Below are 13,927 nucleotides of genomic sequence, written 5' to 3'. Positions count from 1 at the left end.
TAACCGCCACCCGGCACAATGGTTACTTAACGTCAAAGCGGTCCAAATCCATCACCTTCGCCCATGCGGCAACGAAGTCGCGAACGAACTTCTCGTGCGCATCGCTGCTGGCGTAAACCTCGGCCAGCGCGCGCAGAACGGCGTTAGAACCGAACACCAGATCGGCGCGGGTTGCGGTGTATTTCACGTCACCGCTGGCGCGATCGCTACCGGCAAACAGCTCGCTAGAGTCGTCGGTCGCTTTCCACTGGGTATTCATGTCCAGCAGGTTGACGAAGAAATCGTTGCTCAGCACGCCTTCACGATTGGTGAACACGCCGTTTTTGCTGCCGTCGAAGTTAGCACCCAGCGCGCGCATTCCCCCGACCAGAACGGTTAGCTCCGGCGCGGTCAGCGTCAGCTGCTGGGCCTTATCAATCAGCAGCGATTCGGTCGTCGAAGCATCCACCTGCGCGCGGTAGTTGCGGAAGCCGTCAGCAATCGGCTCCATCAGGTTGAACATCTCGATATCGGTCTGATCCTGACGCGCATCTACGCGGCCCGGCGTGAACGGTACGCTAACGTATACGCCCGCGGCTTTCGCCGCCTGCTCAACGCCCACGACGCCTGCCAGCACGATGATATCGGCCAGTGACGCTTTGTTAGTGGTGCGCTGAATAGCTTCCAGGGCAGGTAACGCACGCACGGCCGCGGCGTTCACATCCCAGTCGCGCTGAGGCGCCAGCGCCAGACGCGCGCCGTTGGCACCGCCGCGCTTATCGCCACCGCGGAAGGTGGACGCAGAGGCCCATGCGACGGAAACCAGCTCGCTTACGGAGAGGCCGGACGCCGCGATTTCCGCCTTCAGACTCTCAATGTCTTCCTGCGACGGATTGAACACCGGCTGCGGCAGCGGATCTTGCCAGATCAGATCTTCTTTCGGCACTTCTGGGCCAATGTAGCGTGATTTCGGCCCCATATCGCGGTGGGTCAGCTTGAACCACGCGCGGGCGAAGGCTTCGTTAAAGGCCTGCGGATCGTTCAGGAAGCGGCGCGAAATTTTCTCAAATTCCGGGTCAAAGCGCAGCGTCAGGTCGGTTACCAGCATCGTCGGCTTGCGTTTTTTCGACGGGTCGAACGGATCGGGCATGATGTCCGGCGCGTCGACGGCTTCAAACTGAATAGCGCCTGCCGGGCTGCGGGTCTGTACCCATTCGTATTTGAACAGGTTCTCGAAGAAGTAGTTGCTCCACTGGGTTGGCGTCTGGGACCAGATCACTTCCAGACCGGAGGTGATCGCATCTGCGCCTACGCCCGTGCCGTGCGTGCTCGCCCAGCCAAGGCCCTGGGCTTCAATCGGAGAGGCTTCCGGGTCGGTGCCAACGTGCGTGGCTTCACCCGCGCCGTGGGTTTTACCGAGCGTATGGCCGCCCGCGATCAGCGCAACGGTCTCTTCGTCGTTCATTCCCATATTGCCGAAGGTGGCGCGAATTGCCGCCGCCGCAGACAGCGGTTCACCGCTGGCGTTTGGCCCCTCTGGGTTAACGTAGATCAGCCCCATTTCGGTGGCGGCCAGCGGGCGTTTCGCCAGCTCTTCCGGGTCACGGTGCTTAAGCCATGTAGTTTCATCGCCCCAGTTAACGTCCATATCCGGTTCCCAGACGTCTTCACGACCGGCACCAAAACCAAAGGTGCGGAAGCCGGAGTTCTCCAGCGCCACGTTGCCCGCGAGGATAAACAGATCGGCCCAGGAGATTTTCTGACCATACTTTTGCTTGATAGGCCACAGCAGGCGGCGCGCCTTATCCAGGCTGACGTTATCAGGCCAGGAGTTCAGCGGCGCAAAGCGCTGTTGACCGCGTCCGGCGCCGCCGCGACCGTCTACGGAGCGATACGTGCCCGCACCGTGCCAGGCCATGCGGATAAACAGGCCCGCATAGCTGCCCCAGTCGGCAGGCCACCACGGTTGAGAGTCGGTTAAAAGTGCTTTGAGATCGCCTTTCAGCGCGGAGTAATCAAGTTTGCTAAATTCTTTGCGGTAGTCGAAGTCTTCACCCAGCGGGTTAGAACGATTGGAATGTTGGTTAAGAAGATCGATGCGAAGCTGTTTTGGCCACCAGTCACGGCTGCTTGTTCCTGCCCCCGCGCTATGATCGACGCCGCCCTGATGGAACGGGCATTTGCCGACTGATGCCGCTTTATTGGTTTCGTCTGACGTGCTCATCGCTATGCTCCCTTTACAGTGTTACCGTTACGATATACGCCCTTATTGATAAGGTATAGTTGGGATAACCCACAGATTCGATAGTTAATTCCGTTTAATTTCACACATAAAATATGTGACTTTAGAGCGTCGAAACCAGCATCGCCCAATCGGCCAGAAAATAAAACCCTTATAAATCAAAAAACCCTCCGAAGAGGGTTTTATTTCTTAAGCGCCGGGCCTGACGCCGAGCGTGTGGCAAATAGCGTAACTCATCTCGGCCCGGTTCAGCGTGTAGAAGTGGAAATCTTTCACGCCTTCGCGGCTTAATATTTTCACCATGTCCATCGCGATGTTGGCGCCCACCAGCTTGCGCGTCTCCGGATCGTCATCCAGCCCCTCGTACATTTTAGACATCCAGTGCGGGATGCGTACGTTGGTCATATCGGCGAATTTCTTCGCCTGTTTGAAGTTAGATACCGGCAAAATGCCCGGAATAATTTCGACGTCGATCCCCGCCGAGACGCAGCGGTCGCGATAGCGCAGGTAGCTTTCGACATCGAAGAAGAATTGGGTGATCGCGCGGTTCGCCCCGGCGTCGACCTTGCGCCTCAGGTTGAGCAGATCAGCCTGCGCGCTTTTCGCTTCCGGGTGCACTTCAGGGTAGGCCGCGACGGAGATATCAAAATCCGCCACGTCTTTCAGCAGCGCGACCAGATCGGTGGCATACATATCCGGCTTGCCGCTGCCCGGAGGCAGATCCCCACGAAGGGCAACGATGTGGCGAATGCCGTTATTCCAGTAGTCCTGGGCGATGGCGCGCAGTTCTTCAGGCGTCGCATCGATGCAGGTCAGATGCGGGGCCGCTTCGAGGCCGGTGCGGTCCTTAATGCCTTTAATGATGCTGTGCGTGCGGTCGCGCTCGCCGGAGTTCGCGCCGTAGGTCACGGAGACAAACTTCGGCTTCAGGCTGCTCAGGCGATCGATAGAGCTCCAGAGGGTTTGCTCCATTTCACTGGTGCGCGGCGGGAAAAATTCAAAAGAGACGTTAATCTGGCCGTTTACTTCGGCCAGGCTCTGATTCAGGGCTTCCCGCTGGTTGGCGTGAAAAAAGCTCATACCTTACCTCTATCTATCGCGTGTCGTTGTTTGTTGTGTTGTGAACTTCTATACGTTTAGACGTCCAGATGTAAAAATGACGGAAAAGCGCAGGGACGTCAACAGAAATAATCAACAATAACGGTGAGGTTTGCTCAGGGAAAATGAGGGGGATTCATGATGGGGGTGAGAGGCCCCTCACCCCGGCCCTCTCCCCAAAGGGGCGAGGGAGAAAAGACCGCACCCAGCAGTCCCCTCTCCCCAAAGGGCGAGGGGGAAAAGATCGCACCCAGCGGCCACCACTCCCCAAAGGGCGAGGGGGAAAAGACCGCACCCAGCGGCCACCACTCCCTAAAGGGCGAGGGGGAAAAGACCGCACCCAGCGGCCACCACTCCCTAAAGGGCGAGGGGGAAAAGACCGCACCCAGCGGCCACCACTCCCCAAAGGGCGAGGGAGAAAAGACCGCACCCAGCAGTCCCCTCTCCCCTATGGGGAGAGGGTTAGGGTGAGGGGAATTACAGCAGCTTAGCCAGACGATTGATATCAGACTGGATCGCCCCGGCGGTGACGTCGCGCCCCGCGCCCGGGCCGCGGATCACCAGCGGGTTATCGCGATACCAGCGGCTTTCGATGGCGAAGACGTTATCGCACGGCAGCAGCGCGGCCAGAGGATGCTCAGGACGCACGGCCTCAACGCCGACCCGCGCCTTGCCGTTGGCCTCGAAGCGCGCCACGTAGCGCAGCACCAGTCCCATCTCGTTGGCCGCTTCCAGACGCTGCACCATCTGCTCGTTCAGCTCGTCGCCGTTCTCGAAGAAGTGATCGACAGACCCTTCCTCACAGCCTGAAGGCACCAGCGATTCGACGCGGACCGCGTCGGGCTCGATATCGTAGCCCGCTTCGCGCGCCAGGATCACCAGCTTGCGCATCACGTCTTTACCGGCGAGATCGACGCGCGGGTCCGGCTCGGTCAAGCCCTGCTGCCACGCCTGATCCACCAGGTCAGTGAACGGCACGGTGCCATCGAACTGCAGGAACAGCCACGAGAGCGTACCGGAGAAGATGCCGCTCAGCGCCAGAATGCTGTCGCCGCTTTCAATCAAATCGCGCACGGTATGGTTAACCGGCAGGCCCGCGCCAACCGTGGCGTTATACAGCCAGTGGCGGCCGGTCTTTTCAAACGCATCGTGGATCTGACGGTATTTATCCGTGCTGCTCGCCCCCGCCAGCTTGTTGGCGCTGATGACGTGGAAACCGTGGCTGGCGAAATCAAGATACTGATCGGCAAGCTGCTCGCTCGCCGTCACGTCCAGCACCACCAGGTCATCGTACGGGTGCGCGCGCATCCACAGGAAGAGAGACTCTTCGTCCTGCTCGACCGCTTCATCGTTAAAGAAGGCCAGCGCGCGGCTGGCGTCCAGCCCTTCGTAGTTCAGCAGGCTGCGGCGGCTGTCCACCACGCCCGCGAGAATAAATTCAAACCCGGTACGCGCCGAAAGCGTGACCTGCTCGCGCGCGAACAGCTCCAGCCAGCGGGAGCCGATGTTGCCTTTGCCAAACAGCACCAGGCCGATGCGCTTTTCCGCGCGGAACAGAGAAGTATGCAGCCCCTGGATCAGGCTCTCGGTCGGCCCTTTACGCAGCACGGCCACCAGGCTGATGCCCTCTTCCGACTGCCAGGTAAATTCTACCGGCTGGCCCTTCAGCTGCTGCCAGAAGCGGTGGCAGTGCAACGGGTTACGGGTGACGCCTGCGCCCACCATCGCCACCAGCGCCAGCCCCTGACGCAGGCGAAGCTCGCCCGGCAGGCCCGCTTCGTCCAGAATTTTCAGCGCGCTGTCCGCCACTTCTGCCGTATAGCAGAACTGCAGCAGCTGGCGGTCGTTATGCACGCCAACGGCCAGCGGGCGGACCTGGGCGCGTTTCAGGATCGTGTCGATATCTTTGTGGGCCAGCTTGAAGTCCTGGCCCGCGGGCACCTGGAACTCAATCAGGCAGATATCGTCATGGCTGGTGACAATGCGCGCGCCGGTACCGGAGGCCAGCACGCGCTCGATGCGCGTGGAACCCTGATCCGGCGTGTAGCTGCAGCGCAGCTGCAGGTCGATGTCGCTGCCGGAAACCGGCTGCAGCGTGCGGGCGTGCAGCACCGGCGCCGCCAGACGCGCTAGCTCGCTCGCTTCATCCAGGCGCAGCAGCGGCAGCAGGCAGGCATCTTTTACCTTGCGCGGATCCGCGCTGTAAACACCGGCCACGTCGCTCCAGATGGTGACGCGGGACACGCCCGCCAGGGCACCGATTTGCGTTGCCGAGTAGTCGGAGCCGTTACGGCCCAGCAGCACGGTTTCACCCGCGTTGCTGCGGCTGATAAAACCGGTAACCACAATGCGTTTGCCCGGATGCTGCACCAGCAGCTGTTGCAGCAGCGGGTAGGACAGGCCTTCATCCACCTGTGGCTGCGCGGCGCGTTCGGCGCGCAGGAAATCGCGCGCGTCGAGCCAGGCTGCCTCCACGCCGAGGTGCTGCAGCACGGCGGCCATCAGGCGCGCGGACCACACTTCACCGTGACCGACCACTTCGGCATACACCGCATCGGTAATGCCGCTGTCCAGCAGGGCAGCCAGGCGCTCAAGATCGTGCGTGAAGGCGCTGATCAGCCCGTCCGCCACGTCCGCAGGCAGCAGGCCGGCAATCAGTTCGCTCTGATAACGACGTAACGACTGTTGCACCTGATGCGCAGAAAGGCGATCGGTCTGGCTTAGCTTAAGCCAGCTAATCAGCTGGTTGGTGGTGCTGCCCGCCGCGGAGACAACCATCATGTCACCCGGCTGTGAGTACTCGGTCATGATCCCTGCAACGCGCAGGTAACACTTCACATCAGCAAGACTACTACCACCAAACTTGTGCAGCTGACGACCCTTCGCCCCTGCCTGCGCTATCACACTCATGATTACCCCTTGGCTGCGATCCGGAAGCCATTTTCCAGATCGGCAATTAAATCTTCATAATCTTCAATACCGGTTGAGATCCGCAGCAGCGTCTCAGAAATTCCGGCGGCGGCACGCGCTTCCGGTGCCATACCTGCGTGCGTCATGGTCGCGGCGTGGGAGATCAAGCTTTCAACCCCACCTAATGATTCCGCCAGCGTAAACAGTGACAGCCCGCTCAGGAAGCGACGCAGCGTTTGCTCGTCGCCGTCCAGTTCAAAACTTAACATCGCGCCAAACCCTTTTTGCTGGCGCGCGGCAATCTCGTGGCCCTGATTTTCCGGCAGCGACGGGTGGTACAGTTTTTTCACCAGCGGCTGCGTTTGCAGGAAGTCCACGATCGCCTGGGCATTGCGCTGCGCGGCCTCCATGCGCGGAGACAGCGTGCGGATACCGCGCAGCAGCAGGTAGCTGTCGAAAGCCCCCGCGGTGACGCCGATATTATTCGCCCACCATGCCAGTTCGGTGACAACCTCCGGATCTTTGGCAATCACCACGCCCGCCACGACGTCAGAATGGCCGTTCAGATATTTAGTACATGAATGCAATACCAGATCTGCACCCAGTGCCAGTGGGTTCTGAAGGGCCGGACTGAGGAACGTATTATCCACGACACTTATCGCTCCCGCATCCCTTGCGAGCTGACAAATTTTCGCAATATCGACAACGCGCAACAAGGGATTGCTTGGACTTTCCACCAGAACCAGCTTTGGCTTCTCTGCAAGCGCCTGTTTTAGCGCCTGTTCGTCATTCTGATCGACAAACAGCACGCGGTAACAGCCGCGCTTCGCCAGGCTATCAAACAGGCGATAGCTGCCGCCGTAGCAGTCGTGTGGCGCAACCAGCAGATCGCCGGGCTTCAGGAAAACCGTGGTCACCAGGTGAATCGCCGACATCCCGGTGTTGGTTAACACCGCGCCCGCACCGCCCTCAAGTTCCGCCAGGGTACGCTGGGTCACGTCGCGCGTAGGATTGCCGCGACGCGAGTAGTCATGCGCGCGGGGCTCATTAAATCCGGTGAAATTGTAGGTGCTGGAAAGATGAATAGGCGGGACAACACAGCCGTACTGCTCGTCATCATTCAATCCGCTACGCACTGCGATGGTGGCCTGTTTACGCGTCATGGTGAAGGCTTCCTGGCTAATTAGGTGAAAAGTCAGGCACCAGAGTAAACACTGATTTTATAGACGTCAATACATCTGGACATCTAAACTTCTTTGCGTATAGATTGAGCAATGCGCAAATAGCCGTTAAAATTATATGCTTTAGGCCACGCTGCAGCGGCAATATCCGTGCCACGGTATCGTCTCTACGGTAAACTAGGCAAGATTACGGTCCGGAACCGCTCGTTGGGGTTTTGCACCTTTAGATTAATGACTGAGAGGATTAAAGGTATCTCATGGCTGAATGGAGCGGCGAATATATCAGCCCATACGCTGAGCACGGTAAGAAGAGTGAGCAAGTAAAGAAAATTACGGTTTCCATTCCTCTGAAGGTGTTGAAGATCCTCACCGATGAACGTACGCGTCGTCAGGTGAACAACCTGCGCCACGCGACCAACAGCGAGCTGCTGTGCGAAGCGTTCCTGCATGCGTTTACCGGCCAACCGTTACCGAACGATGAAGATCTGCGTAAAGAGCGCAGTGATGAAATCCCGGAAGAGGCGAAGGTGATCATGCGTGAACTGGGTATCGACCCGGACACGTGGGAATACTAACGCGACGGTGTCATCCCGCTGAGCTGGCTCAGCGGGATAGTTTCTTAGAAGTTGTAGCCTAAGCCCACGCGATAGCGCGTCTGGCGATCGTCGCTGGTGGCGGTGTTATAGCCGGAAGAGACGTTGCCCACCTCGACAAAGGGTATCCACGAGTCGATGTTATACGCCACGCGGACGTTATATTCGTAATCTTCTTTTTTGTTGTTATACAGATCTTCGCTGTCGGCAAACTTATAAATGCCGTTTAGCTCAAACATCCAGTTCTGAATATTATAGCCCAGCCACATTTCCGGACGGTAAACTATGCGGTCGTCTTTGCCATCCGCATTGCGCCGCGTATATTCCGTGCGATAGCGAAACGCCGTCCACCAGCTGTCGTCAATATTATACTGCACGCGAAGATACGGCTTATAGATTGCCATATCGTCACCCATTTCAACCGCAACGCCCGGCTGCCAAATAAATCCCTGCCAGTTGAACTGATAGCTGGCGGTATATTCGTTGCTGTTACTCTCCATATTATTAAGCGCGTCGTTGGACTGTTTGTCATTCGAGCGCGATACGGCCTCTACCGCCACGCCGAAGCCGGTGCCGAAGCGGTGCGACATGTACACGCGGTCGTAGTTGCGGCCGTCGTCATAATACTCGTGACGGTAATCAACATAGCCCGCCTGCGCCGCGCAGGAAAGTAATGGAAGCACGAATAAGAGTTGCTTAATCTGCATAATATATCCCTCAAAGAAAATACGTCCTGAAAGCCAGCGGAATTGACATGGCAAATAAGAATGCATAACGGGCGCAGTGTAATTTCACGCAGAGAGGGAAACCTTTTATTTTTGGACACCGCAGGATAAACTGTGGCAGAAAAATCAAGATACGCGGGATAGAGTTCACTATCCGTTAAAGAATACATCGGATAAATAGATTAAAGAATAAAAGCCGATGTGCTTTTATTTTATATTAAATGAAATAAGGATTGAGATAAAATATACAATGAAAGGATTTATTCAGAAGGGATATTTCAGGCACAAAAAAACCGCCCGAAGGCGGTTTCTTCTGGATGCTTATTTCGCGCCCGGGATGCTGAAACGCTTGTTGAAGCGGTCAACACGGCCACCGGTTGCAACATCACGCTGCTTACCAGTGTAGAACGGGTGGCATTTGCCGCACACGTCCAGGTTCAGATCGTGGCCTACGGTAGAGCGGATCTGGATAGAGTTACCGCAAGAGCAGTTTGCAGTAATCATTTCGTATTTCGGGTGAATATCTTTTTTCATGGGAGAACCTCAGTAAAGGCCGCGTCGCTCTTCCAGCCCTAACGCCAGACACCACGCGATGTTGAATGTAAGTTCTTTGGCGTAAAATACACCAAAGGCGGCGAATCATACAGAATTTGACCAGCGTATGCAAACTGATCCGCACGCCGCTTTCTCTAATGTGTATACTAACGCGCCACTTTTCAAGTCAGGAAGATTCGATGCCCGTTGCTCACGTTGCCCTGCCCGTTCCGCTTCCCCGCACCTTTGACTATCTGCTGCCCGACAGCATGAGCGCCAGTGCGGGCTGCCGCGTGACCGTGCCGTTTGGCAAACAGCAGCGGGTCGGGATCGTTGTCTCCGTCAGCGAAAAAAGCGAGCTGCCGCTTAACGAGCTGAAATCGGTCGTGGAAGTGCTGGACAGCGCGCCCGTGTTCTCAACCAGCACCTGGCGGCTGCTGCTGTGGGCGGCGGATTACTATCATCACCCGATTGGCGACGTGCTGTTTCACGCTCTACCCATTCTGCTGCGTCAGGGCAAAAGCGCCAGCCACGCGCCGATGTGGTACTGGTTCGCCACCGAGCAGGGCCAGGCGGTGGATATCAACAGCCTGAAGCGTTCGCAAAAACAGCAGCAGGCGCTGGCCGCGCTGCGCCAGGGAAAAATCTGGCGTCATCAGGTGAATGAACTTGAGGTTAGCGAAACCGCGCTGCAGGCGTTAAGAAAGAAAGGGCTGAGCGAGCTGGCCAGCGAGGCGCCTGCGGTTTACGACTGGCGCGACGGCTTCTCCGTGTCGGGCGATCGCCTGCGCCTCAATACCGAGCAGGCCACCGCCGTTGGCGCGATTCACAGCGCCTCCGATCATTTTTCTGCCTGGCTGCTGGCGGGCGTTACCGGCTCCGGCAAAACCGAAGTTTACCTGAGTGTGCTGGAAAACGTGCTCGCTCAGGGCAAGCAGGCGCTGGTCATGGTGCCGGAAATCGGCCTGACGCCGCAAACCATCGGCCGCTTTCGCGAGCGCTTCAACGCGCCCGTCGAGGTGCTGCACTCCGGCCTGAACGACAGCGAGCGCCTCAGCGCCTGGCTGAAAGCGAAAAACGGCGAGGCGGCGATCGTCATCGGCACGCGCTCTTCATTATTTACGCCGTTTAAAAACCTCGGCGTCATCGTGATCGACGAAGAGCACGACAGCTCCTACAAGCAGCAGGAAGGCTGGCGCTACCACGCGCGCGATCTGGCGGTCTATCGCGCCCACAGCGAGCAGATCCCGATTATTCTGGGGTCCGCCACGCCCGCGCTCGAAACGCTGCACAACGTGCGCCAGCGCAAATACCATATGCTGCGCCTGACGCGCCGCGCGGGTAATGCGCGCCCAGCCATTCAGCACGTGTTGGATCTTAAAGGCCAGCAGGTGCAGGCGGGGCTCGCGCCTGCGCTCATTGCCCGCATGCGCCAGCATCTGCAGGCGGACAATCAGGTCATTTTATTCCTTAACCGCCGCGGGTTCGCGCCAGCGCTGCTGTGCCACGACTGCGGCTGGATTGCCGAGTGCCCGCGCTGCGACCACTACTACACCTTCCATCAGGCCCAGCGTCATTTGCGCTGCCACCACTGCGACAGTCAGCGCCCGGTGCCGCGCCAGTGCCCGTCGTGCGGTTCAACGCACATCGTGCCGGTCGGCCTGGGAACGGAACAGCTGGAGCAGGCGCTGGCCCCTTTCTTCCCCGACGTGCCGATTTCGCGGATTGACCGTGACACCACCAGCCGCAAGGGCGCGCTGGAGCAGCAGCTGGCCGAGGTCCATCGCGGCGGCGCGCGCATTTTAATCGGCACGCAGATGCTGGCGAAAGGGCACCACTTCCCGGACGTCACGCTGGTCGCCCTGCTGGACGTGGACGGCGCGCTGTTCTCCGCGGATTTTCGCTCCGCCGAGCGCTTCGCCCAGCTGTATACGCAGGTGGCAGGCCGCGCCGGGCGCGCCGGGAAGCAGGGCGAAGTGGTTCTGCAAACGCATCACCCTGAACATCCTCTGCTGCAAACCCTGCTGCACAAGGGCTACGACGCTTTTGCCGAGCAGGCCCTCGCTGAGCGCCAGACGATGCAGCTCCCGCCGTGGACCAGCCACGTCATCATCCGCGCCGAGGATCATAACAATCAGCAGGCGCCGCTTTTCCTGCAGCAGCTGCGCAATCTCCTCCAGGCCAGCCCGCTGGTCGATAATCAGCTGTGGATTTTAGGTCCGGTTCCGGCGCTTGCCCCCAAGCGCGGCGGACGTTTTCGCTGGCAAATCCTCCTGCAGCACCCTTCCCGCATGCGCCTACAGCAGATCGTCAGCGGCACGCTGGCGCTGATCAATACGCTGCCGGAGGCGCGCAAAGTGAAGTGGGTTCTCGACGTCGACCCGATTGAAGGCTGAAGCCGGATCGAAAAATTTAACGCGCCTCACACTTTTTATGAAAATTCTGTAACCGCTTCCATTCACTATCTGTAAAAATGAAGACGGCAGAAGTTCGGTGTTCAGGCGAGGAGAAGACGTTGAAGTCCAGGAAAGAGGTTGCCTCGGCGACCATGAAAGACGTTGCTCAGAAAGCAAACGTGTCTACGGCAACCGTGTCCCGCGCATTGATGAACCCGGACAAAGTCTCCCAGGCGACCCGCAACCGGGTCGAGAAGGCGGCGCTGGAAGTGGGCTATTTCCCGCAGGCGATGGGGCGTAACGTCAAGCGCAACGAGTCGCGAACCATTCTGGTGATTGTCCCGGACATCTGCGATCCCTTCTTTAGCGAAATCATTCGCGGCATCGAAGTTACCGCCGCCGAACAAGGCTACCTGGTGCTGATTGGCGACTGCGCCCACCAGAACCAGCAGGAAAAAACCTTCATCGACCTGATCATCACCAAGCAAATCGACGGCATGCTGCTGCTCGGCTCGCGCCTGCCGTTTGATGCAAGCATCGAAGAGCAGCGCAACCTCCCGCCGATGGTGATGGCCAACGAGTTTGCGCCTGAGCTGGAATTGCCCACCGTTCACATCGATAACCTGACCGCCGCGTTTAACGCCGTCAATTATCTTCAGGAGCTGGGGCACAAGCGCATCGGCTGCATCGCCGGGCCGGAAGAGATGCCGCTCTGCCACTACCGCTTACAGGGCTACGTGCAGGCGCTGCGCCGTGCGGGGGCCACCGTTGACCCGCACTGCATCGCCCGCGGAGATTTCACCTACGAAGCCGGGGGCATGGCGCTGGAAAAACTGCTGGCGCTGCCGCAGCCGCCCACCGCGGTGTTCTGCCACAGCGATATTATGGCGCTCGGCGCCTTGTCATATGCCAAGCGCCGCGGCCTGCGCGTGCCGGAAGACCTGTCCATCATTGGTTTCGACAATATTTCGCTTTCAGAATTTTGCGATCCGCCGCTCTCAACCGTCGCGCAGCCGCGCTACAAAATTGGCCGTGAAGCCATGCTGCTTCTGCTGGATCAGCTTCAGGGTCAAACGGTTAGCAGCGGCTCGCGCCTGCTGGACTGCGAGCTGATTGTGCGCGGCTCCACCCGGGCGTTGCCTTAAAGTAAATACCTTTCAGACTCCCGTATCTGGTCAAAGGCCCGCCGCTTAAGTAACATGGCGGGCTGACAACGAATAAATACAGCGAAACGATAGTGGCACAACGAGATTATGTACGTCGCGGCCAGCCGGCACCTTCGCGACGCAAAAAGAGTAGCCCGAGGAAGAAAAAGCAGAGCAGTCTGCCTTCTGTCTCGCCGGCAATGGTCGCCATCGCTGCGGCCGTCCTGGTGGCCTTTATCGGTGGTCTGTACTTTATTACGCACCACAAGAAAGAAGAGTCCGAAGCGCTGCAGGGCAATAAGGTGGTCGGAAACGGGCTGCCGCCAAAACCTGAAGAGCGCTGGCGCTATATTAAAGAGCTGGAAAGCCGCCAGCCGGGCGTGCGTGCGCCTACCGAGCCTTCCGCAGGTGGCGAGGTGAAGAACGCCAATCAGCTGACCGATGAACAGCGCCAGCTGCTGGCACAGATGCAGGCCGACATGCGCCAGCAGCCGACGCAGCTGAACGAAGTGCCGTGGAACGAACAAACCCCGGCCCAGCGTCAGCAAACGCTGCAGCGCCAGCGTCAGGTTCAGCAGCAGGTCCAACAGCAGCAGTGGACGCAGACTCAGCCCGTGCAGCAGCCGCGTACCCAACCGCGCGCCGCCGAGCAGCCTTATCAGCCGCAGCAGCAGGCGCGGACCACGGCCTCGCAGCCCGTTCAGCAGCAGCCGAAAACGCAGCCGCAGAAACAGACGTCCCAGCCGTATCAGGATCTGCTGCAAACGCCTGCGCACACGGCCGCCCAGCAGCCTAAGACGCAGCAGGCCGCACCGGTAACGAAAGAGACCGAAGCGCCGAAGCAGACGGCTGAGAAAAAGGACGAACGCCGCTGGATGGTTCAGTGCGGCTCGTTTAAGGGCGCGGAGCAGGCCGAAACGGTGCGTGCTCAGCTGGCATTTGAAGGGTTTGATTCACGCATCACCACCAATAACGGCTGGAATCGCGTGGTGATTGGCCCGGTCAAAGGCAAAGAAAATGCGGACGGAACCATTTCCCGTCTGAAGGTCGCCGGGCACACAAACTGCATTCGACTCGCCTCCGGGGGTTGAAACCCCCAAATTCCCCCCCATCTATCATTCTAT

Annotated in this window: 10 protein-coding genes; 4 read left to right on the top strand and 6 right to left on the bottom strand. The window is 58.7% G+C overall.

Annotated features, from left to right (window positions below; all coding sequences use genetic code 11):
• Positions 1-22: 22 nt before the first annotated feature.
• From katG to metB, 4 genes are all read right to left on the bottom strand, one after another.
• Positions 23-2,203, bottom strand: coding sequence for a catalase/peroxidase HPI (katG, locus tag AB8804_RS09655; protein WP_371185385.1), 2,181 nt, complete (start codon positions 2,201-2,203; stop codon positions 23-25).
• Between the two features lie 207 nt (positions 2,204-2,410).
• The gene (gene metF / locus AB8804_RS09650) at positions 2,411-3,301 is read right to left on the bottom strand and encodes a methylenetetrahydrofolate reductase (protein ID WP_371185383.1); all 891 of its coding nucleotides are present in this window, start codon (positions 3,299-3,301) and stop codon (positions 2,411-2,413) included.
• Between the two features lie 495 nt (positions 3,302-3,796).
• A complete protein-coding gene (locus AB8804_RS09645) occupies positions 3,797-6,229 on the bottom strand; it encodes a bifunctional aspartate kinase/homoserine dehydrogenase II (RefSeq protein WP_371185381.1) in 2,433 nt (810 codons plus the stop codon).
• A 2-nt stretch (positions 6,230-6,231) separates the two neighbouring features.
• Positions 6,232-7,392, bottom strand: a complete 1,161-nt coding sequence (gene metB, locus AB8804_RS09640) for a cystathionine gamma-synthase (RefSeq protein ID WP_371185379.1) — start codon at positions 7,390-7,392, stop codon at positions 6,232-6,234.
• Positions 7,393-7,667: 275 nt separating this feature from the next.
• On the opposite strand from metB, the gene metJ reads away from it, so the two are divergent.
• The gene (gene metJ, locus AB8804_RS09635; RefSeq protein WP_007369220.1) at positions 7,668-7,985 is read left to right on the top strand and encodes a met regulon transcriptional regulator MetJ; all 318 of its coding nucleotides are present in this window, start codon (positions 7,668-7,670) and stop codon (positions 7,983-7,985) included.
• Positions 7,986-8,029: 44 nt separating this feature from the next.
• Here metJ and AB8804_RS09630 read toward each other — a convergent pair whose 3' ends face one another.
• Together AB8804_RS09630 and rpmE are read right to left on the bottom strand one after the other, a co-directional pair.
• Positions 8,030-8,710 carry an oligogalacturonate-specific porin KdgM family protein gene (locus tag AB8804_RS09630; RefSeq protein ID WP_371185376.1) on the bottom strand — a complete coding sequence of 227 codons (681 nt, stop codon included), beginning with the start codon at positions 8,708-8,710 and terminating at the stop codon, positions 8,030-8,032.
• 339 nt (positions 8,711-9,049) lie between these two features.
• Positions 9,050-9,262 carry a 50S ribosomal protein L31 gene (rpmE, locus tag AB8804_RS09625; protein WP_003862040.1) on the bottom strand — a complete coding sequence of 71 codons (213 nt, stop codon included), beginning with the start codon at positions 9,260-9,262 and terminating at the stop codon, positions 9,050-9,052.
• Positions 9,263-9,462: 200 nt separating this feature from the next.
• Between rpmE and priA the strand changes: the two genes are divergently transcribed.
• The 3 genes from priA to ftsN all read left to right on the top strand — a co-directional run bounded on the left by priA (position 9,463) and on the right by ftsN (position 13,894).
• Positions 9,463-11,658: a primosomal protein N' gene (gene priA, locus AB8804_RS09620; RefSeq protein WP_371185369.1), complete on the top strand. Its 2,196-nt coding sequence runs from the start codon at positions 9,463-9,465 to the stop codon at positions 11,656-11,658.
• Positions 11,659-11,777: 119 nt separating this feature from the next.
• Positions 11,778-12,803 carry a DNA-binding transcriptional regulator CytR gene (cytR, locus tag AB8804_RS09615; RefSeq protein ID WP_371185367.1) on the top strand — a complete coding sequence of 342 codons (1,026 nt, stop codon included), beginning with the start codon at positions 11,778-11,780 and terminating at the stop codon, positions 12,801-12,803.
• Between the two features lie 92 nt (positions 12,804-12,895).
• Entirely contained in the window at positions 12,896-13,894 is a 999-nt protein-coding gene (gene ftsN / locus AB8804_RS09610) for a cell division protein FtsN (protein ID WP_371185365.1), read from the top strand.
• Positions 13,895-13,927: the final 33 nt, after the last annotated feature.

The sequence above is a fragment of the Enterobacter sp. KBR-315C3_2022 genome (assembly GCF_041399425.1).
Taxonomy (GTDB): Bacteria; Pseudomonadota; Gammaproteobacteria; order Enterobacterales; family Enterobacteriaceae; genus Enterobacter.
The sequence above is the reverse complement of the archived record's forward strand: the minus strand, read 5'-3'. Positions and strand labels throughout refer to the sequence as shown.

Excerpts from the sequence above, each read along its gene's own strand:
- katG (WP_371185385.1), bottom strand. The coding sequence starts at position 2,203 with ATGAGCACGTCAGACGAAACCAATAAAGCGGCATCAGTCGGCAAATGC.
- metF (WP_371185383.1), bottom strand. The coding sequence starts at position 3,301 with ATGAGCTTTTTTCACGCCAACCAGCGGGAAGCCCTGAATCAGAGCCTG.
- AB8804_RS09645 (WP_371185381.1), bottom strand. The coding sequence starts at position 6,229 with ATGAGTGTGATAGCGCAGGCAGGGGCGAAGGGTCGTCAGCTGCACAAG.
- metB (WP_371185379.1), bottom strand. The coding sequence starts at position 7,392 with ATGACGCGTAAACAGGCCACCATCGCAGTGCGTAGCGGATTGAATGAT.
- metJ (WP_007369220.1), top strand. The coding sequence starts at position 7,668 with ATGGCTGAATGGAGCGGCGAATATATCAGCCCATACGCTGAGCACGGT.
- AB8804_RS09630 (WP_371185376.1), bottom strand. The coding sequence starts at position 8,710 with ATGCAGATTAAGCAACTCTTATTCGTGCTTCCATTACTTTCCTGCGCG.
- rpmE (WP_003862040.1), bottom strand. The coding sequence starts at position 9,262 with ATGAAAAAAGATATTCACCCGAAATACGAAATGATTACTGCAAACTGC.
- priA (WP_371185369.1), top strand. The coding sequence starts at position 9,463 with ATGCCCGTTGCTCACGTTGCCCTGCCCGTTCCGCTTCCCCGCACCTTT.